Origin of the sequence: Pseudomonas sp. Pse35, from assembly GCF_024519715.1 — a bacterium.
Classification (GTDB): domain Bacteria; phylum Pseudomonadota; class Gammaproteobacteria; order Pseudomonadales; family Pseudomonadaceae; genus Aquipseudomonas; species Aquipseudomonas paracarnis.
Genome location: NZ_JALJRP010000002.1, coordinates 300267 through 323388, shown reverse-complemented (window position 1 = coordinate 323388; position 23122 = coordinate 300267). Strand labels below are relative to the sequence as shown.

20 protein-coding genes and 1 pseudogene are annotated in these 23122 nt (G+C 60.5%); 12 read left to right on the top strand and 9 right to left on the bottom strand.

Translation table 11 applies throughout. The features are described 5' to 3' along the window. Positions 1–269 precede the first annotated feature (269 nt). Both algB and OC445_RS02165 read left to right on the top strand, forming a co-directional pair. On the top strand, positions 270–1616 hold the full coding sequence (gene algB, locus OC445_RS02170) for a sigma-54-dependent response regulator transcription factor AlgB (protein ID WP_089041588.1): 1347 nt from the start codon (positions 270–272) through the stop codon (positions 1614–1616). A 10-nt stretch (positions 1617–1626) separates the two neighbouring features. Continuing rightward, positions 1627–3414 carry an ATP-binding protein gene (locus tag OC445_RS02165; protein WP_054920898.1) on the top strand — a complete coding sequence of 596 codons (1788 nt, stop codon included), beginning with the start codon at positions 1627–1629 and terminating at the stop codon, positions 3412–3414. A 28-nt stretch (positions 3415–3442) separates the two neighbouring features. Here OC445_RS02165 and OC445_RS02160 read toward each other — a convergent pair whose 3' ends face one another. The 6 genes and pseudogenes from OC445_RS02160 to OC445_RS02135 all read right to left on the bottom strand — a co-directional run bounded on the left by OC445_RS02160 (position 3443) and on the right by OC445_RS02135 (position 8922). Beyond that, positions 3443–4219, bottom strand: coding sequence for an N-acetylmuramoyl-L-alanine amidase (locus OC445_RS02160; protein ID WP_054897230.1), 777 nt, complete (start codon positions 4217–4219; stop codon positions 3443–3445). Between the two features lie 89 nt (positions 4220–4308). After that, the gene (locus tag OC445_RS02155) at positions 4309–6366 is read right to left on the bottom strand and encodes a GGDEF domain-containing protein (protein WP_198791743.1); all 2058 of its coding nucleotides are present in this window, start codon (positions 6364–6366) and stop codon (positions 4309–4311) included. Then, positions 6363–7241, bottom strand: coding sequence for an endonuclease/exonuclease/phosphatase family protein (locus tag OC445_RS02150; RefSeq protein ID WP_003187377.1), 879 nt, complete (start codon positions 7239–7241; stop codon positions 6363–6365). The genes OC445_RS02155 and OC445_RS02150 overlap by 4 nt, the downstream gene beginning before the upstream one ends. A 10-nt stretch (positions 7242–7251) precedes the next feature. Continuing rightward, a complete protein-coding gene (gene dsbA, locus OC445_RS02145) occupies positions 7252–7887 on the bottom strand; it encodes a thiol:disulfide interchange protein DsbA (protein WP_003187375.1) in 636 nt (211 codons plus the stop codon). 167 nt (positions 7888–8054) lie between these two features. Continuing rightward, the gene (locus tag OC445_RS02140; RefSeq protein ID WP_014716340.1) at positions 8055–8681 is read right to left on the bottom strand and encodes a c-type cytochrome; all 627 of its coding nucleotides are present in this window, start codon (positions 8679–8681) and stop codon (positions 8055–8057) included. 33 nt (positions 8682–8714) lie between these two features. Then, positions 8715–8922, bottom strand: a pseudogene (locus OC445_RS02135) (cytochrome). A 192-nt stretch (positions 8923–9114) separates the two neighbouring features. Here OC445_RS02135 and yihA point away from each other — a divergent pair. Then, complete coding sequence (gene yihA, locus OC445_RS02130; protein ID WP_003187369.1) at positions 9115–9756, top strand: ribosome biogenesis GTP-binding protein YihA/YsxC; 642 nt, start codon at positions 9115–9117, stop codon at positions 9754–9756. Between the two features lie 271 nt (positions 9757–10027). On the opposite strand, the gene polA is transcribed toward yihA, so the two are convergent. Further along, positions 10028–12823, bottom strand: coding sequence for a DNA polymerase I (polA, locus tag OC445_RS02125; protein WP_072445702.1), 2796 nt, complete (start codon positions 12821–12823; stop codon positions 10028–10030). Positions 12824–12897: 74 nt separating this feature from the next. Here polA and OC445_RS02120 point away from each other — a divergent pair, with 74 nt between their 5' ends. Then, entirely contained in the window at positions 12898–13188 is a 291-nt protein-coding gene (locus OC445_RS02120) for a DUF2782 domain-containing protein (RefSeq protein ID WP_016978788.1), read from the top strand. A gap of 56 nt (positions 13189–13244) precedes the next feature. Next, entirely contained in the window at positions 13245–14198 is a 954-nt protein-coding gene (locus OC445_RS02115; RefSeq protein WP_054920916.1) for a homoserine kinase, read from the top strand. Between the two features lie 107 nt (positions 14199–14305). Here the strand turns inward: OC445_RS02115 and OC445_RS02110 are convergent, their stop codons facing one another. Further along, complete coding sequence (locus tag OC445_RS02110) at positions 14306–15235, bottom strand: zinc ABC transporter substrate-binding protein (protein WP_034129234.1); 930 nt, start codon at positions 15233–15235, stop codon at positions 14306–14308. A gap of 58 nt (positions 15236–15293) precedes the next feature. Between OC445_RS02110 and zur the strand changes: the two genes are divergently transcribed. From zur to OC445_RS02090, 4 genes are read left to right on the top strand one after another with little or no spacing between them, the layout of a single operon-like run. Next, entirely contained in the window at positions 15294–15776 is a 483-nt protein-coding gene (zur, locus tag OC445_RS02105) for a zinc uptake transcriptional repressor Zur (RefSeq protein WP_014716336.1), read from the top strand. Next, on the top strand, positions 15776–16546 hold the full coding sequence (gene znuC / locus OC445_RS02100) for a zinc ABC transporter ATP-binding protein ZnuC (protein ID WP_003187361.1): 771 nt from the start codon (positions 15776–15778) through the stop codon (positions 16544–16546). The genes zur and znuC overlap by 1 nt, the downstream gene beginning before the upstream one ends. Continuing rightward, a complete protein-coding gene (znuB, locus tag OC445_RS02095; protein WP_034129232.1) occupies positions 16539–17327 on the top strand; it encodes a zinc ABC transporter permease subunit ZnuB in 789 nt (262 codons plus the stop codon). The genes znuC and znuB overlap by 8 nt, the downstream gene beginning before the upstream one ends. Positions 17328–17364: 37 nt before the next feature. Continuing rightward, positions 17365–18084 carry a PA5502 family lipoprotein gene (locus tag OC445_RS02090; protein ID WP_014716334.1) on the top strand — a complete coding sequence of 240 codons (720 nt, stop codon included), beginning with the start codon at positions 17365–17367 and terminating at the stop codon, positions 18082–18084. A gap of 86 nt (positions 18085–18170) precedes the next feature. Here OC445_RS02090 and katE read toward each other — a convergent pair whose 3' ends face one another. Then, positions 18171–20312 (bottom strand): catalase HPII, encoded by a 2142-nt coding sequence (gene katE / locus OC445_RS02085; protein ID WP_054897236.1) that lies wholly within the window; start codon positions 20310–20312, stop codon positions 18171–18173. 265 nt (positions 20313–20577) lie between these two features. Between katE and OC445_RS02080 the strand changes: the two genes are divergently transcribed. From OC445_RS02080 to OC445_RS02070, 3 genes are read left to right on the top strand one after another with little or no spacing between them, the layout of a single operon-like run. After that, positions 20578–21585, top strand: coding sequence for a methionine ABC transporter ATP-binding protein (locus OC445_RS02080; RefSeq protein ID WP_034129230.1), 1008 nt, complete (start codon positions 20578–20580; stop codon positions 21583–21585). Then, positions 21585–22259, top strand: a complete 675-nt coding sequence (locus OC445_RS02075) for a methionine ABC transporter permease (protein WP_003187354.1) — start codon at positions 21585–21587, stop codon at positions 22257–22259. Before OC445_RS02080 ends, OC445_RS02075 begins: the two co-directional genes overlap by 1 nt. Positions 22260–22310: 51 nt before the next feature. Next, on the top strand, positions 22311–23081 hold the full coding sequence (locus OC445_RS02070; protein ID WP_014716331.1) for a MetQ/NlpA family ABC transporter substrate-binding protein: 771 nt from the start codon (positions 22311–22313) through the stop codon (positions 23079–23081). Positions 23082–23122 lie beyond the last annotated feature (41 nt).

The following is a 23122-nucleotide window of genomic DNA, read 5'->3' as shown; positions in this document are numbered from 1 at the left end:
GATAGATTCGTCGCCTAGCATCCTGCACGATGCCTCCTTGCAGGCCGTGCGAAATGCACGATGGTCGGGGGTCGGAACCAGACACCCAGCGCACACATCGAAGGATCGAAGGGTGAAAGGAAGGGAAAATGCCCTCAGACGTCGTCTGTAGGAAGGCGCGCAGATAGCTGCACGAAGAAGCCTTTTATGAATCAGAATAAACCATGCAACTTGCCCGATTATTCCGGGACTAAACACCATCACATTTATAGTTAAGGAGTGCGGGACAGATGGATTCAGCCAAGGAACTTCAAGGCCGCATTCTTTTAGTGGATGACGAATCCGCGATCCTGCGCACCTTCCGCTATTGCCTGGAAGATGAGGGCTACACCGTCGCCACCGCGAACAGCGCCGCCCAGGCCGATGCCCTGATGCAGCGTCAGGTGTTCGACCTGTGCTTCCTCGACCTGCGCCTGGGCGAGGACAATGGCCTGGACGTGCTGGCCCAGATGCGCGTGCAGGCTCCGTGGATGCGCGTGGTGATTGTGACCGCCCATTCGGCCGTGGATACCGCCGTGGACGCCATCCAGGCTGGCGCCGCCGACTACCTGGTCAAGCCTTGCAGCCCTGACCAACTGCGCCTGGCCACGGCCAAACAGCTGGAGGTGCGTCAGCTCTCTGCGCGGCTGGAAGCGCTGGAAGGCGAGGTGCGCCAGCCCAAAGACGGCCTGGACTCCCATAGCCCGGCAATGATGGTGGTGCTGGAAACCGCGCGGCAGGTGGCCGGGACGGACGCCAATATCTTGATTCTCGGCGAGTCCGGCACCGGTAAAGGTGAGTTGGCCCGGGCGATACACGGCTGGAGCAAGCGCTCGAAGAAGTCCTGCGTGACCATCAACTGCCCGTCACTGACCGCCGAACTGATGGAAAGCGAACTGTTCGGCCATAGCCGCGGCGCATTCACCGGCGCCAGTGAAAGCACCCTGGGCCGAGTGAATCAGGCGGACGGCGGTACGCTGTTTCTCGACGAGATCGGCGATTTCCCCCTCACGTTGCAACCCAAGTTGCTGAGGTTTATCCAAGACAAAGAGTATGAGCGCGTGGGCGACCCAGTCACCCGCCGCGCTGACGTGCGCATCCTCGCAGCCACCAACCTGAACCTGGAAGACATGGTGCGCGATGGCCGTTTCCGTGAAGACTTGCTCTACCGCCTGAATGTCATCACCTTGCACCTGCCCCCGCTGCGCGAACGCAGTGAAGACATCCTGACCCTGGCTGACCGCTTCCTTGCCCGCTTCGTCAAGGAATACGCACGCCCGGCGCGCGGCTTCAGCGATAATGCCCGCGAAGCGCTACTGAACTACCGCTGGCCCGGCAATATTCGTGAACTGCGCAACGTAGTGGAACGCGCCAGCATCATCTGCCCCCAGGAGAAGGTTGAGATCAGCCACCTGGGGATGGCTGAGCAACCGACCAACAATGCACCGCGTATCGGGTCGGCTTTGAGCCTTGACGAGCTGGAGAAAGCCCATATCGGCGCCGTACTTGCGACCAGCGACACACTGGACCAAGCGGCCCGCACACTCGGCATCGATGCGTCGACGCTGTACCGCAAACGCAAGCAGTACAACCTTTGAACAGGACCTTATGAAGCTCGCGATGAAACTGCGCACCCGGTTATTCCTGAGCATCTCAGCCTTGATTACCGTGGCTTTGCTGGGGTTGGTCCTGGGCTTGGTCAGCGTCATGCAAATGGCCAAGACCCAGGAATCGCTGATCCGCAGTAATTTCATCACCCTGGACCTGGGGCTCAAATTGCGTCAGAGCCTGGGCGACCAGTTGATCATGATGCTGGAGAAGCGTCCCGACCCAGACGCCCTGCAAGCCTCCACGCAGCATTATTTCGATCTGTTGGACCAGGGCATCGCCCATGAGCAGGTCGACGGCAAAAACCATGGCTTCAGCCAGGCACGCTCGGATTACCAGAATCTGCTCAAGGCGTTTGACCAATCCCAGCAGACATCACCGCCTGCGGGCAGCAAGGAAAAGCTCACCGAGACCTTCAACATACTGCGCAACGGCTTGATCGCCGACCACAAGCGGGCCCTGGAAAATATCAGTACCAGTGAGCATAAATCCCGTGAGCGCGCCCTGTTGATAGCGGGCCTGCTCGGGCTGGTAGGGCTCGCGGTGCTGATCATCGGTTTCGTCACGGCCCATGGCATCGCCCGGCGTTTCGGTGGTCCTATCGAAGCCTTGGCCAAGGCCGCCGACAAGATCGGGCAGGGCGACTTTGAAGTCACGCTGCCGATCTCCTCCGCAGCGGAAATGAACCTGTTGACCCGCCGTTTCGGCATCATGGCCGAAGCGTTGCGCCAACATCAGGCCACTAACATCGATGAGCTGCTGGCCGGCCAACAGCGCCTGCAAGCGGTGCTCGACAGTATCGATGACGGCCTGTTGATGATTGATCGCCAAGGCTGCCTGGAGCACCTCAACCCTGTAGCGCAGCGCCAATTGGGCTGGGATGAGGAGCGGCTGGGTCAAGGCCTTGGCGAAGCCATGGGTCGTGCGGAAATGGATGAACAGCTGCAACTGGTGCTGCGCGGCGGCAACCTGGAGCGGGCCCCGGACGATCTGGAGGTGGAAGTCGAGGGTGAGTTGCGCCTGCTGACCTACAGCCTGACCCCGGTCAGCCATACACAGGGGCACATTCTCGGGGCCGTAATGGTGCTGCATGATGTGACTGAACAGCGCGCCTTCGAACGGGTGCGCAGCGAGTTCGTATTGCGCGCCTCCCATGAGCTGCGCACGCCGGTTACCGGCATGCACATGGCCTTCGGCTTGTTCCGTGAGCGGGCCAAGTTCCCACCGGACTCCCGCGAGGCGGACCTGCTGGATACGGTGAATGAAGAAATGCAGCGCCTGATGCAGTTGATCAACGACCTGCTCAACTTCTCGCGCTACCAGAACGGCCTGCAGAAACTCACCCTGGGCACGTGCGATGTCACCGACTTGCTGGAGCACGCACGGGCTCGGTTTGCTGAGCCTGCGAACGCCCAGCACATTGAGTTGCTGGTAGAAGCTCAACCTGAGTTGCCACGGCTGTATGCCGACCAAGTGCAACTGGAGCGGGTGCTCGACAACCTGTTGGGCAATGCCCTGCGCCACACCGCCGAAGGCGGGCAGATTCGCCTGCAGGCACGACGGCATGGCGAGCGGGTGATTATCAGCGTCGAGGACAACGGCGAAGGCATTGCCTACGGCCAGCAAGGGCGGATCTTCGAACCCTTTGTACAGGTGGGCCGCAAGAAGGGCGGTGCGGGCCTGGGCTTGGCACTGTGCAAGGAAATCGTGCAATTGCACGGCGGCCGCATGGGTGTGTACTCACGACCGGGGCAGGGTACGCAGTTCTATATGGCATTGCCCCTGTAGGAGCGAGCTCGCTCCTACCTGTACACCATCAGCGGTGATTCAAGGCCTTCAGGATCGCGGCGCTTTCAGCGTCTGGGGTGCCGTCAAACAATGACGGGCGAAAGCGCATCTGGAACGCAGCGATGACGTGCCTTGTGGCCACATCCAGCTCACCGGTCTGCGGCGTCTGGTAGCCCAGGCGCGCCAGCTCTTCCTGGAACCAGGTAATGCTCGGCAACTGCGCGGCGTACTGCACCTGGAACCGGGCCACTGCCTGGGCATCCGGCCACACGGCCAGACCTTCTGCCGCCAAGCGTTTCCAAGGGAACAACGGGCCTGGGTCCAGCTTGCGCAGTGGGGCAATGTCGCTGTGCCCGATGATGTTCTTGGGGTCGATGCCATTGCGCTTGCTGATGTCCTTGAGCAGCACGATCAGCGACTGCACCTGCGCTTCGGAATACGGGTACCACACACGCCCCGTCGGCGTATCACTGAACCCTGGGTTGACGATCTCGATGCCGATGGAGCTGGAATTGAGCCAGGTGCGCCCCATCCACTCGCTTTGCCCGGCGTGCCAGGCGCGCTGGCTTTCATCCACCAGCTTGTAGATGGTGCCGGAGGCGTCGTCGCCGATCAGGTAATGGCTGCTGACCTGGCCATGGGTCAACAGCGCCAGGGAACGTTCAAGGTTGGTCGAGGTGTAATGCACCACAACGAACTGCACGCGGTTGTCGTGGTTGACCGAAGGATGGCTGGTGTTCAGGCGCGGGCCGCTGGCGCAGCCGGCAAGCAGAAGAAACGCTAAAGCGATATACAAGGATTTCATGGCGAGAGGCATTACACTGAAAGACGATAATGCAACAGTGTAACGTAAGGTTCATGGCTAGGCGGTCAAATCACAAAATGGAACATCTTTTATGCCGCCTGCACCTGATTACGTCCCGCAGCCTTTGCCCTGTAGAGCGCCTCGTCGGCACGCTTGAGCGCTAGGTCACTGCGCTCGCCGGCCTGAAACTGCGCCACGCCCATGGACACCGTGATCGTTACCGGCTCGCCCTTGAAGTGGAACGGGCACGCTGCAATGGCCTCACGCAATACTTCACCTACGGCCAGGGCATCCGCCAAAGCTGAGTCGGGCATGAGCAGCACAAACTCTTCACCACCAAACCGCGCGATGAAGTCAGTCGGCCGCAGGCGTTTGCTCAGCACGTTGGCGATGATCTTCAAGACCTTGTCCCCTGCCAGGTGACCGTAGCCGTCGTTGATGCGCTTGAAGTGGTCCAGGTCGAGCATGGCCAGCGACAGGCTATTACCGCGCTGATGCCAGGCGTTGACCTCGTAATCGAGGCGTTCGCTCCACGCCGCACGGTTGGGCAGCCCGGTGAGCGGATCGATCAAGGCCTTCTGGCGCTGCACCTCCAGGTGCTCGCGGTATCCCTGGGCCTCCTGCTCCATATGGGCCACGCGTTCAGCCAGGCCTTTGAGGCGTGCGGCCACTTCCTGTTCCCGCAGGTCACGCTGTTGCTGGTGTTCATCCATGGTGCCGAGCAAGCCTTCAAGGTGGCTTTCGAGCACCTGCTTGAGGCTGTCCAGGTCGGCGGCGTCCTGCACGCTGCTTTGCAGGCCGTCCACCTGCTCGCGAATCTGTGTGTCCAACTCCCGCGCGGCCAGGCTGCTGTCGGCGTGGCCGTCGCTGGCGACCTGCAAATGCCCCTGGAATGCCTCGAGACGCTCGTTGAGCTGCTTGAGATAAGCCTCGAACTCATGCTGGCCACTGTCGGTGACCGCCAGCATCAGCACGGCCAGGTCATCCAGGATCGGCAGCAGTTCGTACCAATTCAAACCATGGGCGAGACGCTCACGCATCGCCTCGGCCTGGGGCTGGTGACGTTCGGGCAGGGAAAGGTCTTCCAGCAGGCCGAGCAAAGTGCCTTCAATGTGCTTGGCCACCGAGCTGTAGGACGGTTCAGGCGAATCGGGCAGGGCGTAGGTGCCGTCCGGTTGCAGCTCGTCAGGCTCGGGGCTTTCCAGCACGGGGGGCAGCGACAGGCTGCCGATGGTGGTCTCATCCGGCGTTTCGACTGGAGCCGGCGGCGGTTCGATAAAGGCAGCGAGTGCGCTTTCGTGAGCAGGCTCCGCAACCGGTGGCGCCTGCACGTCGGGCTCCGGTAATTGCGCAGGCGCAATCGACGGCAGCTCTGGAGCGTCGAATACCGGCGTTTCTCTGGCGACCTCTTGCCCTTCGGCCGCGGCAACAGGCGCAGCCTTCAAGGCCACGGGTGTGGGTGACAGCGGTGCAAAGGCACGCAAGGCTTGGGTCAGCTCTTCCGATTGCGCAGGTTCTTCCGGTTCGGGTGCGGGTTTGGGCGCTGCAGGCTTTGGCGCTGCCAATTGCATTGCCGGCAGTGGCTCAGCGTCAACCGGCAATGCTTCACTGGCGGCCTCCTTACTACCGAACAGGCGTTGCAACAGGCCCGGGCCTGGGCGTGCGGTATCGCCTTCAGGCTCCAGATTATTCAGCGCCTGCCCCTGCAGGCTGCTCAGCTCACTGAGTAGCAGGGGTATCTCCCGCGCTTGTGCCACGCGACCATCGAGTTGCTTGGCGAAGGTTTTCAGCGGGCGAGCCACCTCGCGGGGCAACGGCAGCTTTTGCAACTGGGTGACCAAGGCGGTGAGCGCGGTGCTGATCTGGTCGACACGGGTTTCGCGGCGCTGCTCCGAATCCAGCACGGCCTTTTCCAGGCGCGGCAGTAAAGCGGCGAGGGCAGCGTCCATGTCGTCCGTGCGCACGACATCGCGCATTTCCTTCATGCATTGATCGACGGCGCGGTCGGTGCCTTCAGCGGCCAGCGTGCTGCGCACCAGCCCGCGGCGCAGCAAATCGAGGCGGGCAGCCCAGCGGCGTTCGAGTTTGTCTTGTTGCTCGATGCTCTGGAGGTATTTCTCTTTCCAGCGCTGGGCGTCGTCGCTCATGCAAGGGGTCCGCGAGGGCCTGGGCTCAACGCGGGTAATGCATCAGCCGTGAGCGAACCCGGCAGACGAATCTCTACCGCGACCGGCAGGTGATCGGAAATGGGCTGCGCTAGCACCTGCACACTTTCCAGTGTGAGGCTTGGGCTGAGCAGGATATGGTCAAGACAGCGCTGCGGGCGCCAGCTGGGAAACGTGGCTTCGACTTGCGGGGCCAGTAACCCCAGGTCGCGCAGCGGAGAATTCTGCAGCAGGTCGTTGGCATGGGTGTTCATGTCACCCATGAGCACCTGGTGCTTGTAGTTACCAATCAATTCACGCACGTAGGCCAGTTGCAGGTTGCGCGTACGCCCCCCGAGGGCCAGGTGCATCATCACCACCACCAAGGCTTCCGGGCCTTCGCCAAAACGCACAAGGATCGCCCCGCGCCCTTTGGGGCCTGGCAAGGGATGATCTTCAATAGCCGTGGGTTTGAGGCGGCTGAGTACGCCATTGCTGTGCTGCGCCAGGCGCCCCAGGTTGCGGTTGAGTTGCTGATACCAGTACGGGAAGGCGCCCAGCTGAGCCAGGTGTTCCACCTGGTTGATATAGCCGGAGCGCAGGCTGCCGCCGTCGGCTTCCTGCAGGGCGACCAAGTCGAAGTCGCTGAGCAGGTCGCCGATTTTCTGCAGGTTACCGGTACGCCCCTTGTGGGGCAGCAGGTGCTGCCAGCCACGCGTGAGGTAGTGCCGATACTTCTCGGTACTGTTGCCCACCTGGATATTGAAGCTGAGCAGGCGCAAGCGGCTGTCTGCCGGCAGGCCTGTGGACTCCAGGTGATGCTCGTTGACCTGCGGTTCATGCAGGCCAACGACACGCTCGGTACCCCAGCGGCGCATGGCGAGCCCCTTACTTGGCAGCGCGTTCTTTGGCAATCAGTTGGTCAGCAACGTTCAGGGTCGCTTCAGGACCACCGGTGCTGCCCAGGTCGAAACGGTATTTGCCGTTGACGATCAGAGTTGGAACGCCTTGCACGCCGTACTTCTGCGCGAGTTCCTTGGCCTGTTTGATCTGGCCCTGGATAGCGAAGGAGTTAAAGGTCGCGAGGAACTTGTCCTTGTCGACACCTTGAGTAGCAACGAAGTCAGCCATTTCGTCCGGCTTGGTCAGGCGCTTGCCTTGTTTCTGGATCGCTTCGAAGACAGCGTTGTGGACCTTGTGCTCAACACCCATGGCTTCCAGGGTCAGGAACAGTTGGCCGTGGGCGTCCCATGGGCCACCGAACATGGCAGGAATGCGACGGAAGTTAACGTCCTTGGGCAGCTTTTCAGCCCATGGGTTGATAGTCGGCTCGAAGGCGTAGCAATGCGGGCAGCCGTACCAGAACAGCTCCACCACCTCGATCTTGCCGGGTACCGCAACCGGAACCGGGTTAGCCAGTTCAACATAGGTTTTACCGGCTTCAAGCGGCACATCGGCAGCTTGAGCGGTCATGCCGAAGAGGCTGGCAGTGACGAGAGCGGCGCTGAGGATCAGATTACGCATGCTTTACTCCTGGACAAATAAAGTCGCCTCACGCGACCTTTGTTGTGACAGGTCTACGCGGACATGAGTTCGTTAGTGTAACGGCAGCGGCCACAAAAAAGGGCGGCCTGAGCCACCCTTTTTATGCTTGCATCGCGGGATTAATCGAGCGTTAACGCCCAGCCCCGTCAGTGCAGGCCCTGGATATAACTGGAGAGGGCTGCGATATCTTCGTCGCTCAGCTTGCGAGCGATAGTGCGCATGGTCATGGCGTCCCCATCGTTGGCCCGGCCGGCTTCTTCTTTGCGGAAGTCGGTCAACTGTTTGGCGATGTAGGTGGCATGCTGGCCGCTCAGGTGCGGAAAGCCTGCGGCAGCGTTGCCTGCGCCATTGGGCGAGTGGCAACCGGTGCAGGCGGGCAAGCCTTTTTCCAGGTTACCGCCACGGAACAACTGCTCTCCGCGGGCGACCAATTTAGGATCGGCAGCTCCCACGCTACCCTTCTGGCTGGCAAAATACGCCGCGAGGTCCGCCAGGTCCTGATCGTTGAGATTGGTCAGCAGGCCGGTCATTTCCAGCACCGTGCGCTTGCCGTCCTTGATGTCGTGCATCTGCTTGCTCAGGTAGCGTTCACCCTGGCCGGCCAGTTTGGGGAAGTTCGGCGCCGGGCTGTTACCATCCGGGCCGTGGCAGGCACCACACACGGCGGCCTTCGCTTGACCGGCAGTGGCATCACCTTTGACGGGGCCCTCTGCAGCGACGGCAGCGCCTGTGATGCCCAAGGTCAACAGCAGACTCACGATCAGTTTGTTCATCAGCTAATCCAACTACGGCTAAGGGTTTAAGAGTTATCTACCGGGTTTACTCACCATCAAATCAATGACGGCCTGGTAATCCTCAGTACTGCAGTCCATGCACAAACCACGCGGCGGCATTGCCTTGAAACCCTGGGTCACGCACTGCGTCAGCCTGACCATGCAAACTCGGTTGATCCTGTGTAGCCTGAGCGCCGTAAAGCGGAATCAGGGCAGCAGAAGCGAGCAACCGTCGGTCCATACATCGACCTATTCAGGGTTTGAGAGCGTTTTGCGTTCTAATGCGCAATAAAGGTCTTTCGCTCCCGTGAACCTCATCCTTCGCTGGGACAAAGCACACACAAAATCTGCGGCATTATATACTGGCGCTACTGAAACGGAAACGACACCGCTTGCCGCACCCTTTCTCGGCACCGCCCACATCGGAAATCTCATGCAACTCAAGAACCCCATCCTCGGCCTGTGCCAACAGTCCACCTTCATGCTCAGCGCCGCCAAAGTGGACCAATGCCCCGATGACGAGGGCTTTGAAGTCGCCTTTGCCGGCCGTTCCAACGCCGGTAAATCCAGCGCACTGAACACCCTGACTCACGCCAGCCTGGCGCGCACCTCGAAAACCCCGGGCCGCACGCAACTACTCAATTTCTTCAAGCTAGACGATGATCGGCGTCTGGTCGACCTGCCGGGCTACGGTTATGCAAAAGTACCTATCCCGCTGAAGCTGCACTGGCAGCGTCACCTTGAGGCTTACCTGGGCGGTCGCGAGAGTTTGAAGGGTTTGATCCTGATGATGGACATCCGCCATCCAATGACCGACTTCGACTTGCTGATGCTCGACTGGGCTGTCGCCAGCGGCATGCCGATGCACATTTTGCTGACCAAGGCCGACAAGCTCACCTACGGCGCAGCCAAGAACACCCTGCTCAAAGTGCAGTCCGAAATCCGTAAGGGCTGGGGCGATACCATCACGATTCAACTGTTCTCCGCCCCCAAGCGCATGGGCCTTGAAGAGGCCTACACCGTGCTGGCCGGCTGGATGGAATTGGCGGACAAGGGCGCAGAAATCGCCGAGTAACTTTTCTGCGGGCAAAAAAAACCCCGGACTTCTTTTGGGGAGGGGAAGTTCGGGGTTCAAGTTCCGGACCGCTAGGGCGGGGTCTGGAATTATCTGCCAACACTTAACACAACATAGGAGCATTGAAGGGCTTCACCACCCATTCAGTAACTCTGAGTGGCAGTTCACAGGTTAAGTTCCGACAGGCTCAAAAAACTATTGGAAATAACTGACGACGGTTTCCGATCTAAACCGCTTCGCCACCACTGACGGTGATGGCAAAGCCGCGGAATCAGTGCGCCTCGTCCCAGTTATCGCCTACGCCTACGTCCACCACCAAAGGCACGTCCAACTGAGCCGCCGCGCTCATATGCTCGCGAATCTTCTCGCTGACCTGCGCGACCAGGTCTTCACGCACCTCCAGCACCAATTCGTCGTGCACTTGAAGGATGACCTTGGCATCCAGGCCCGACTCGGTCAGCCAGTTATCCACCTGCACCATGGCTTTCTTGATGATGTCCGCCGCCGTACCCTGCATCGGCGCGTTGATCGCTGTGCGCTCGGCCGCCGCGCGCTCCTGGGGCTTGTTGGAGTTGATATCCGGCAAGTACAGGCGCCGCCCGAAGAAGGTTTCGACATACCCCTGATCCGCCGCCTGGGCGCGGGTTCGCTCCATATATTCGCGCACCCCTGGATAGCGAGCGAAGTACACATCGATGTAAGCCTTGGCGGTCTTGGTATCGACGCCGATGTCCTTGCCCAGCTTCTGGGCGCCCATGCCGTAAATCAGGCCAAAGTTGATCGCCTTGGCGCTGCGGCGCTGGTTGGACGTGACCTCATTCAACTCGACCTTGAACACTTCGGCCGCCGTGGCCGTGTGCACGTCCAGGTCATTGCGGAAGGCGTTCATCAAGCCTTCGTCCTTGGACAAATGCGCCATGATCCGCAGCTCGATCTGCGAATAGTCCGCCGCCAGCAGCTTGTAGCCCTTGGGCGCGACAAACGCCTGGCGAATACGCCGCCCCTCGGCGGTGCGCACCGGGATGTTCTGCAAGTTCGGATCACTGGAGGACAAGCGCCCGGTCGCCGCGACGGCCTGATGGTAAGACGTATGAATACGCCCGGTACGTGGGTTGATCTGTTCCGGCAGACGGTCGGTATAAGTACTTTTGAGCTTGCTCATGCTGCGGTACTGCATCAGTACCTTGGGCAGCGGAAAATCATCTTCGGCCAGTTTGGCCAGCACTTCCTCAGCCGTGGATGCCTGGCCCTTGCCGGTTTTTTTCAGCACCGGCATGCCGAGCTTCTCGTACAGGATCGCCCCAAGCTGCTTGGGCGAACCCAGGTTGAATTCTTCACCGGCGATCTCGTACGCCTGGCGCTCCAGCTCGACCATCTTGTTACCCAGCTCGATGCTCTGAATGCCGAGCAGGTCCTTGTCTACCAGTGCGCCCTGGCGCTCGATGCGTGCCAGCACCGGCACCAGCGGGATCTCGATGTCCGTCAGCACACTGGCCAGGCTCGGGATCGCCGCCAGTTGCGCGTACAAGTGCTGATGCAGGCGCAAGGTCACGTCGGCATCTTCGGCCGCATAGGGGCCGGCTTGCTCAAGGGCGATCTGATCGAACGTGAGTTGCTTGGCCCCTTTGCCGGCGATGTCCTGGAAGCTGACCGTGTCGTGGTCCAGGTACTTCTTCGCCAGACTGTCCATATCGTGCCGGGTCGCGGTGGAATTGAGCACGTAGGATTCGAGCATGGTGTCGAAGGCGATGCCGCGCACGGTAATGCCCTGGGCAGGGTCGCCACCAATGGCGCAGTTGGCCAGGATGTTCATGTCGAACTTGGCGTGCTGGCCCACCTTGAGCTTGGTCGGATCTTCCAGCAGCGGCTTCAAGGCCAGCAGCACGGTGTCGCGATCCAATTGATCCGGAGCGCCGATATAGGAATGGGTCAGCGGGATGTAGGCGGCTTCATGGGGCTGCACAGCAAACGAGACCCCAACCAATTGCGCCTGCTGGGCGTCGATGCCGGTGGTTTCGGTGTCGAAAGCAAACAACGGCGCATCGTGGAGTTTTTTCAGCCACACGTCGAAGGTAGCCCGGTCCAGAATAGTGGTGTAAACCGCCTCTACCGGTACTGATATAACAGCCTCGACCGGCATTTCGGCGGCCGGCGCAACCTCGCTCGCCGATTTGAGCTCGACACGCTTGGCATCGCGCTGAATCTCGTCGTGCCAGCTCTTGAACTCAAGCAGCGTGTACAGCTCCAGCAGCTTTTCGCGATCCGGTTCGATCAGGTGCAAATCATCCAACCCGATATCCAGCGGCACATCGATCTTGATCGTCGCCAACTGATAGGACAGGAATGCCATCTCCTTGTGCTCCTCCAGCTTGGCCGGCAGGGTCTTGGCCCCACGGATAGGCAGGGTCGGCACAATATCCAGCTGCTCATAAAGCTCTTTGAGGCCGCCATTGACTCCCACCAGCAAGCCGGAGGCGGTCTTGGGGCCAATGCCCGGAACGCCGGGAATGTTGTCGGACGAGTCACCCATCAACGCCAGATAGTCGATGATCTGCTCCGGAGCGACGCCGAATTTCTCCTTAACGCCCTCGATGTCCATCGAGCTACCGGTCATGGTGTTGACCAAGGTAATGTGGCCGTCCACCAGCTGCGCCATGTCTTTGTCACCGGTCGAGATCACCACCGGGCGGCTGGCGGCCGCGCTGCTGCGGGCCAGGGTGCCGATCACGTCATCGGCCTCGACGCCCTCGACGCACAGCAACGGGAAGCCAAGAGCGATCACGCTTTGATGCAGCGGCTCGATCTGCAGGCGCATGTCATCAGGCATGCTCGGGCGGTTGGCTTTGTATTCGGCGTACATCTCATCGCGAAACGTCCCACCCTTGGCGTCGAAAACCACCGCAAATGGGCTGTCCGGGTACTGCTTGCGCAGGCTTTTGAGCATGTTCAACACGCCCTTCACCGCACCGGTGGGCAGGCCTTTGGAGGTGGTCAGCGGTGGCAGCGCGTGGAAGGCGCGATACAGATAAGAAGAACCGTCCACCAGGACGAGGGGCGCTTGGCTCATGAGCAGGATCAACCTTTTCGGCGGGTCAGGCGCTAGAATAGCCGGACCAATGAAAACAAAGGGACAAGGTTATCATGCGTACATTCAATCGCCTGCTGTTGACCGGTTTGATTGCACTCGCTCCGATGGCTGCCATGGCGGCAGACAGTGCCCCTGGAGGTGATCCGGAAGTTACCATTCGCACGGAAGGCGACAAAACCATCCAGGAATACCGCCAAAACGGCTTTCTGTATGCGATCAAGGTCACCCCGAAGGGCGCACCACCGTACTTTCTGGTACGTGCGGACGGCACCGACGCGAACTTCATCCGCTCTGACCAGCCGGATATGCTGATCCCGTCATGGAAGATCTTCGAATGGAAATGATTTCTTAATTTTAACCGGCGCTGCCCACCGCAGCGCCCGTAACGGCAGTTTTAACCATGTCTGTGTTCACCCCCCTGGCTCGGCCTGAGCTGGAAACCTTTCTCGCCCCTTATGGGCTCGGCCGCCTGCTTGATTTCCAGGGGATTGCCGCCGGCAGCGAAAACACCAATTTCTTTATCAGCCTGGAGCAGGGCGAGTTCGTCCTGACCCTGGTTGAGCGTGGCCCGGTGGCAGAAATGCCGTTCTTCATCGAACTGCTCGACGTGCTCCACGACGCCGACCTGCCTGTGCCGTACGCCCTGCGTACCACCGACGGCATCGCTTTGCGCGAACTCAAGGGCAAACCGGCCTTGCTGCAACCGCGCCTGGCGGGCAAGCACATCAAGGAGGCCAATGCACAGCATTGCACCCAGGTTGGCGAACTGCTCGGCCACCTGCACTTGGCCACCCAGGGCGAAAAGGTACTTGAACGCAAGACCGACCGCGGCCTGGATTGGATGCTCTGCGAGGGCGCGCAACTCATTTCGCACCTGAACGAGGCCCAGCAACGCCTGTTGCGCGATGCGCTGGCCGAGATCGACGCCCACAAGGCCGACATCCTCGGCCTGCCGCGGGCGAATGTGCACGCCGATCTGTTTCGCGATAACGCGATGTTTGAAGGCACGCACCTGACAGGCCTGATCGACTTCTACAACGCCTGTTCGGGGCCGATGCTCTACGACGTGGCAATCGCCTTGAATGATTGGTGCTCGGATGCCGATGGCGTGATTGACGGTCACCGTGCCCGGGCGCTGCTGGGCGCTTACGCGGGGCTACGGGCGTTTACCGCGAAGGAAGCCGAGCTATGGCCGACCATGCTGCGCGTGGCGTGCGTACGGTTCTGGCTGTCCCGGCTGATCGCGGCCGAATCATTTGCAGGGCAGGATGTGTTGATTCATGACCCGGCTGAGTTCGAGCACCGCTTGGCGCAGCGTCAACAGGTCACGGTCCACCTGCCGTTCGCACTTTAAAAGACCGACTCGGTCAATGTGGGAGCTGGCTTGCCTGCAATAGCAGTATCGACTGACACTGCGCTATCGCGGGCAAGCCCACTCCCACAGGGGTTTTGTGTTGCGTGTTAGAGCGACTCCAGGCAACCGGCCAGGTCATTGCCAAGCTTTTCCAGTACCTGCTCATAACCCTGCGCGGTAGCTGGCGTATAGCCACCCAACGCATCCAATTCCGCCAACTTCACCGGCAACCCGGCCACCAGGGTTTCGGCCAAGCGAGGTCGCAACGGCGGCTCGCTGAACACGCAAGTCTTGCCCACTTCCTGCAAACGAGCGCGCATCGCCGCTACGTGCTGCGCGCCCGGCTGCACTTCGGCGGCCACGCTGAACACGCCAGCATGCTTCAAACCGTACGCCTCTTCGAAGTAATCAAAGGCTTCGTGGAACACGAAATAAGGTTTGCCATCAACGCCCGCCAAACGCTGCTTCAGGCGCGCATCCAGCGCGTTCAGGCGCTCTTCGAAGGCCTTCGCATTGCTCTGATAACGCTCGGCATTGGCTGGGTCGGCAGCGCTCAGATCGGCCGCCATCCGAGCGGCGATCACACGTGCATTGACCGTGGACAGCCACAGGTGCGCATCCACACTGCCTGGGCGGTGATCGTGATCATGTTCGTCGGCTTCATCGGCATGAGAGTGGCTATCTTCGCCGAAGACGCGCAGTTTCATGCCTGGTAGGTCTTGCACGGCCACCGTTGGCGCCGTACGGCCTTTGAGCACACGCGGCAAAAACGTTTCCATGTCCGGCCCGATCCAGTACAGCAGGTCCACCGACTGCACACGCCGTACGTCGGATGGGCGCAAAGCAAAGTTATGCGGCGACGCCCCCGGCGGCAGCAATACCTCTGGAACAGCCACGCCGTCCTGCACGGCAGCGGCAATCAGTTGCAAGGGCTTGATGCTCGTCAGCACCTTGACCTCGGCCTGAGCGGCACCCGCAACGAATAAACTGGTGACAAATACGACAAAAACGGGAAAAAGTCGGGACACGATGACCACTCGATGGCGTAGGAACGGGTAACATAATAACGTCTCTATCAAATATCTGTCGCCGCTCATGCCTAAAACACCGCTTGCCAGCCGTCCCCACGACCACTCTCACTGCGTGCACACCGCATTGTCAGAGGCCGACACCCTGTGCGCAAAGAAAGGCTTGCGCCTGACCGCCTTGCGTCGCCGGGTGCTGGAGCTGGTGTGGCAGAGCCACAAGCCTTTGGGCGCGTACGACATTCTCGGCGTCCTCAGCGAGCAGGACGGCCGCCGCGCCGCGCCGCCCACCGTTTACCGTGCGTTGGATTTCCTGCTGGAAAACGGCCTGGTGCACCGTATCGCCTCGCTTAACGCCTTTGTCGGCTGCAACCACCCGGAGCACGCGCATCAGGGCCAGTTCCTGATCTGCCGCGAGTGCCACGCCGCCATTGAGCTTGAACAAAAAAGCATCAGCGACGCCATTATCAAAAGCTCTGCCGACGTCGGCTTCAAGGTCGAAGGGCAAACGGTCGAAGTGGTCGGCCTGTGCGCAGGCTGCCAGGGGGTTTGATGAGCAATGCGTTAATCCGCCTGGAGCAGGTCGGGGTCACGTTCGCCGGGCAAAACGTGCTGGAGAACATCGCACTGAGCGTGGAACCGGGGCAAATCGTCACCCTGATCGGCCCCAACGGCGCTGGCAAGACCACCTTGGTGCGCGCCGTGCTCGGGCTGCTCAAGCCCCACAGCGGCACGGTTTGGCGCAAGCCCAAGCTGCGCGTGGGCTATATGCCGCAAAAGCTGCATGTGGACCCGACATTGCCGCTCTCCGTATTGCGCTTCCTGCGCCTGGTGCCTGGCGTAGACCGCGCCCGCGCCCAGGCCGCGCTTAAGGAAGTCGGCGCCGAACACGTCATCGACAACCCGGTGCAAAGTATTTCCGGCGGCGAAATGCAGCGCGTGCTGCTGGCCCGTGCCTTGCTGCGCGAGCCCGAGCTGCTGGTACTCGATGAGCCCGTGCAAGGCGTCGATGTCGCCGGCCAGGCCGAGCTGTACAGCCTGATCACCCGCCTGCGCGACCGCCATGGTTGCGGCGTACTGATGGTCTCCCACGACTTGCACCTGGTCATGAGCACCACCGACCAAGTGGTCTGTCTCAACCGCCACGTGTGCTGCTCCGGCCACCCGGAACAGGTCAGTGGCGACCCGGCGTTCGTGGAGCTGTTCGGCAAGAACGCCCAGAGCCTGGCGATCTACCATCACCACCATGACCACGCCCATGACCTGCATGGCGCCGTCGTCGATACCCCCCACGTTCATGGAGATAGCTGCAAGCATGGCTGATTTTCTGCTCTACGCCCTGCTGGCAGGCTTGGCTTTGGCACTGGTGGCGGGCCCATTGGGCTCGTTCGTGGTCTGGCGACGCATGGCCTATTTCGGCGACACCTTGTCCCATGCCGCCTTGCTGGGCGTGGCCATGGGCTTTCTGCTGGATGTAAGCCCGGCCATCGCCGTGACCGTCGGCTGCCTGCTGCTGGCCGTGCTGCTGGTGACCCTGCAGCAACGCCAGCCACTGGCCTCCGACACCCTGCTGGGCATCCTCGCACCCAGCACCTTGTCCCTGGGCCTGGTGGTGCTGAGCTTCATGCATGAAGTGCGCATCGACCTGATGGCCTACCTGTTCGGTGACCTGCTGGCGATCAGCCCGACCGACCTGGCCTGGATCCTCGGCGGCAGCGCTGCGGTGCTGGTGTTGCTGGTGGCCCTGTGGCGCCCGTTGCTGGCGATCACCGTGCATGAAGAACTGGCCAAGGTAGAAGGCTTGCCCGTCGCAGGCCTGCGTATGGCCTTGATGTTGCTCATCGCCGTGGTGATTGCTGTCGCGATGAAGATTGTCGGCGTATTGTTGATCACGTCGCTGCTGATCATTCCAGCCGCCGCTGCCCAGCGCCACGCTCGCTCTCCGGAGCAGATGGCAATTGGCGCCAGCCTCCTGGGGATGCTTGCAGTGTGTGGTGGCCTGGCGCTGTCCTGGTTCAAGGACACACCGGCCGGGCCGTCGATTGTGGTTACGGCGGCCGCCCTGTTTCTGCTGAGTTTTGTCCTGCCCCGTCGAGGGGTGTAGACTTGCTCGCTTTTTGCGCAAATAGAGAGTCGCAGGAATGAAGCCGTTCACCTCCCGTTATCTGCTCCTTGCCGCATTTTCACTGCTGCTGGGCGCCTGCCAAAGTACGCCGCCCGCTGCCCCCCAGGCTCCGGATCCGCGGGCTGCGGCCATCGCGCAGCTGGAACAAAACCTGGCCAGCAGCGAATTGGCCACCGCCGAAGACCAACTGGCTGCATTGCAGGCCCAATCGCCCAACGACCCGGCACTTGAGGCCTACCAGCGTCAATTGGCCGAAGCCTACCTGCAGCGCAGCCAGATCGTGCTGCAAAAAGGCGACGTCAACGCGGCCGCCACGGCCCTGAGCCGTGCCCGCGCTTTGATGCCCAAGGCCCCTGCGCTGACCGGTGGCGTCAACAGCGCCATCAGCCATGCGCGCAAAGCCGAATTGGACCAGGCAGAAGCTGCGTTGAAAGCCGCTGAGGCCAAGCCTGCCGCCAAGGTCATCGACCCGGCAGCGCCGAGCACCACCGTGGCGCTGAACCTTGCGGATGTTGAAGACATGCGCCATCAGTTGGACGCCATCGCCACCGATGTGGTGAATTACCAGTGCGACGTCAGCATCCAGGTGCCACGCACCCAGGATTACCCGTGGCTGGCCACGTTATTGACCAAGCGGGTGAAGCGAATTGATTCGGGGTATGACCTGAAAATTCACCGGCAAATCCTGAAACATATTCCGGCGCAGGTTGTGCTGATTCCGCGCAAGGCGGATTAAAAGCATCGCAGGCAAGCCAGCTCGCACATTTGAACAGTGTGGGAGCTGGCTTGCCTGCGATGACGATCTAACAAACAACCGATAAGTTAAGCCGGAATCGCCTTGGATTTCGGCTCACGCGCCCACACTCGATGCTGGGCAATCGCCGCAAAGAAGGCCTTGAACGCCTTGGCATCCGCGCCCACGATCAACCCCGCATCCTCCTCCAGTTTCAGCAGGTCCAGCAACGGCTTCACATCGCTGGCTACCGCAATCGCCTTCAGGTGTTTGTAGGCTTCCAGTACGTAATGCAACGCCACGCCATCACCGCTCAGCGCCTTCACGGACTCTTTGCCACCCGGGATAAACACTGCGTCGAAGGCAATGGACGGCATGCCTTCCATCGAGGCGTCGACCGGCAGCGTCTTGCCCTGCGCGGTGGTCACCGGCGCCGAAGTAGGCCCCAGCAACTTGGCATGGGCGCCTTCAGCTTCAAGCGCGGCTTTTAACGCGTCAATGGCCGCACCATCAACGCCGTTGGCTGCCAGAATCGCCACTTTGCGCGTTTTGATATCGCCCGACAGCAAGTTCACCTGGCTCAAGGCTGGCGATTCTTTCAACGACGTTTCACGGGCAGGCACGGTGCCCTTGGTCGGCGCCGGCAAGCCCAGGTTCTGCGCAACGCGCTTGGCCAGCTCCAGGTCGATATTGGCCAGGATCTCGTTGACCTGGCGCGCACGGATGAACTCGCGCTCCACCTTGCCCAGCTCAAAACTGTAGGCCGCGATAATGTGCTCTTTCTCGTGGTGGCTCATGCTGTTGTAGAACAGCGTCGCCTGGGAGAAATGGTCACCGAAGGATTCGCTGCGCTCACGTACTTTGTTGGCATCGACGCGCTCGTAGTAGGACTCAAAGCCACCATCGGTAGGACCAGCAGGGGTTTCTTTCGGCCAACCACCATCAATAGAGTTTGGCTCGTAGGACGCACGACCCTTATCAATCACGGTGCGATGCTGAGCGTCGCGCTGGCCGTTATGAAAAGGCACGACAGGCCGGTTGATTGGAATCTCATGAAAGTTCGGCCCGCCCAGTCGGCTGATCTGGGTATCGGTGTAGGAAAACAGACGGCCCTGCAGCAATGGGTCGTTGGTGAAGTCGATGCCCGGCACGATGTGACCCGGGCAGAACGCAACCTGCTCGACTTCAGCGAAGAAGTTGTCCGGGTTACGGTTGAGCACCATTTTGCCCAGCGGCGTGATCGGTACCAGTTCTTCTGGAATGATCTTGGTCGGGTCGAGCAAGTCGAAATCAAACTTGTGCTCGTCTTCTTCGGCCACGATCTGTACGCCCAGCTCCCACTCGGGGTAATCGCCGCTTTCAATCGCTTCCCACAGGTCACGACGGTGGTAGTCCGTATCTTTACCGGCCAGCTTTTGCGCCTCATCCCATACCAGCGAGCAGGTGCCGACTGTTGGACGCCAGTGGAACTTCACGAAGCTGGACTTACCTTCGGTATTGATCAAACGGAAGGTGTGTACCCCAAAGCCCTGCATGGCGCGCAGGCTTTTTGGAATGGCGCGGTCGGACATGGCCCAGATCACCATGTGCGCGGATTCCGGTTGCAGCGAAACAAAGTCCCAGAACGTATCGTGGGCCGAACCGCCGGTAGGAATCTCGTTATGAGGCTCGGGTTTCACCGCGTGGACGAAGTCAGGAAATTTGATCGCATCCTGGATGAAGAACACCGGCATGTTGTTGCCCACCAGGTCGAAGTTGCCTTCGTCGGTGAAGAACTTCACGGCAAAACCGCGCACGTCACGCACGGTGTCGCCGGAACCACGCGGGCCCTGCACCGTGGAAAAACGTGCGAACACCGGGGTTTTATGCTCAGGCGTGCGCAGGAAACCTGCCTTGGTCAGCGCCGAATGGTCGCCGTAACTCTGGAAATAGCCATGGGCCCCCGTACCACGGGCATGCACGATGCGCTCGGGGATACGCTCATGGTCAAAGTGCGTGATCTTTTCACGCATGATGAAGTCTTCCAGCAGCGAAGGGCCGCGGGCGCCGACTTTCAGGCTGTTTTGGTTGTCGGAAATCTTCACGCCCTGGTTGGTGCGCAGGGCCTGGCCGGTCGCGTCGGAACGGAATTCTTCCAACGCCTGCAGCTTGGCGTTGGTGTTGCCACGGTCCAGGGTATCAGTGCCCGCGAGTTCACTCTTCGGCGGGGTGGCTGGCTTCTTGGTACTCATCAGTCAAAACTCCTTATTCAAAGTGGCCAGAGCGGTCCCCGGCTCGTTTGAGCAAAACCCCAGGCACGGCACCTGGGAAATCGAGTTGCTTAAGTAGTGACTGACTTGGTTTTGCACCGTTCCTTTTTTATGACCTTTGATCGCGTTATTGCCAAATGACTGGAGGAATACGAAATAAATGCTAAGAAACGCTATACGGACAGGCTAAAATGCGCGCCCGGCTAACCGCTGATCCCTTTTCAATGCGCCCCACAAGGTTCGCTACGTGATCGAGTTTCAAAACGTCCATAAAACCTACCGCGTCGCCGGTAAGGATATCCCCGCCCTGCACCCCACCAGCCTGCGCGTCGAGAACGGCCAGGTGTTTGGCCTGATTGGCCACTCGGGTGCCGGTAAAAGCACCCTGTTGCGCCTGATCAACCGTCTGGAAGAGCCCAGTGGCGGCCAGATCAAGGTGGATGGCGAAGAAGTCACTGCGCTGGACGCCAACGGCCTGCGGCGCTTTCGCCAGCAGGTCGGGATGATCTTCCAGCACTTCAACTTGCTGGCGTCCAAGACCGTGGCCGACAACGTCGCGCTGCCGCTGACGCTCGCCGGTGAACTGTCGCGCAAGGAAATCGACCAGCGTGTGGCTGAGCTGCTCGCCCGCGTCGGCTTGTCGGACCACGCCAAGAAGTACCCGGCGCAGTTGTCCGGCGGCCAGAAACAGCGCGTCGGCATCGCCCGAGCCCTGGCGACCAAGCCAAAAATCCTGCTTTGTGACGAAGCCACCAGCGCCCTCGACCCGCAAACCACGGCGTCGGTCCTGCAACTGCTGGCCGAGATCAACCGCGAGTTGAACCTGACCATCGTGTTGATCACCCATGAAATGGACGTGATCCGCCGCGTATGCGACCAGGTCGCCGTCATGGACGCCGGGGTAATCGTCGAGCAAGGCTCGGTGGCCGACGTGTTCCTGCACCCCAAGCACCCGACCACCAAGCGCTTCGTACAAGAAGCCGAACAGGTGGACGAAGGCGAGCAGCGCGACGACTTTGCCCATGTGCCAGGCCGTATCGTGCGCCTGACGTTCCAAGGGGACGCGACCTATGCGCCACTGCTGGGTACCGTCGCACGGGAAACCGGTGTGGACTACAGCATTCTTGCCGGTCGTATCGACCGCATCAAAGACATCCCTTACGGGCAACTGACCCTCGCCGTCACCGGCGGTGACATGGAAGCCGCGTTCGCACGCTTCACCGCCGCCGACGTTCACATGGAGGTCCTGCGCTGATGGACGTTTTCCTGAGTTTCTTCGCCAATATCGACTGGTCTGAAATCTGGCTCGCCACCGGCGACACCATGACCATGCTGTTCGGCTCGCTGTTCTTCACCGTGCTACTGGGGCTGCCCCTGGGCGTGCTGTTGTTCCTGACCAGCCCGCGCCAGCTGTTCGAACAAAAAGGCCTGTACGCGCTGTTGTCGCTGATCGTGAATATCTTGCGCTCGCTGCCGTTCATCATCCTGTTGATCGTGATGATTCCGTTCACGGTACTGATCACCGGCACGTCGCTGGGTGTCGCCGGCGCGATCCCACCACTGGTCGTCGGTGCCACGCCATTCTTTGCTCGCCTGGTGGAAACCGCCCTGCGCGAAGTGGACCGTGGCATCATCGAAGCCACCCAGGCCATGGGCGCCACCACCCGCCAGATCATCACCAATGCCCTATTGCCCGAGGCCCGCCCTGGCATCTTCGCGGCGATTACGGTGACGGCGATTACACTGGTTTCCTACACCGCGATGGCTGGTGTGGTCGGTGCTGGCGGCCTGGGCGACCTGGCAATCCGTTTTGGCTACCAGCGTTTCCAGACCGATGTGATGGTGGTCACTGTGGTGATGCTGTTGATTCTGGTGCAAATTCTGCAAACCGTCGGCGACCGGCTGGTGGTGCACTTTTCTCGTAAATAACGGCCATTGCCGGCACATAGCCGGCAGATGCCCGAACAAGGAGCTTGCTGGATGAAAAAACTACTGGTTGCTTTCGCCGCCGTGGCTGCGTTTTCCGCCCACGCCGAGACCATTACGGTCGCTGCTTCGCCGGTGCCTCACGCCGAGATCCTCGAATTCGTGAAGCCTGCCCTGGCCAAAGAAGGCGTGGATCTGAAGGTCAAAGTCTTCACCGACTACGTGCAGCCGAACGTACAGGTGGCTGAAAAGCGCCTGGATGCCAACTTCTTCCAGCACCAGCCGTACCTGGATGAATTCAACAAGGCCAAAGGCACTCACTTGGTGAGCGTCGGCGCTGTGCACCTCGAACCTCTGGGCGCTTACTCCAGCAAGTACAAAAAACTGGCCGACCTGCCTGACGGCGCCAACGTGGTGATCCCGAACGACGCCACCAACGGCGGCCGTGCGCTGTTGCTGCTGGCCAAGAACGGCCTGATCACCCTGAAGGACCCGACCAACATCCTGTCGACCATCAAGGACATCACCGGCAACGATAAAAACCTGAAATTCCGCGAACTGGAAGCCGCCACCTTGCCGCGCGTGCTGACCCAGGTCGATCTGGCGCTGATCAACACCAACTACGCCCTGGAAGCCAAGCTGGACCCGTCCAAGGATGCCCTGGTGATCGAAGGCAACGACTCGCCTTACGTGAACATTCTGGTAACCCGCGAAGACAACAAGGATGCAGACGCGGTGAAGAAGCTGGTTGCAGCCTTGCACACGCCTGAAGTGAAGAAATTCATCGAAGAGAAGTACAAAGGCGCGATCAAGCCAGCGTTCTGATCTCTCCTGATCTGATCGTTCCCACTCCGCGTGGGAACGCC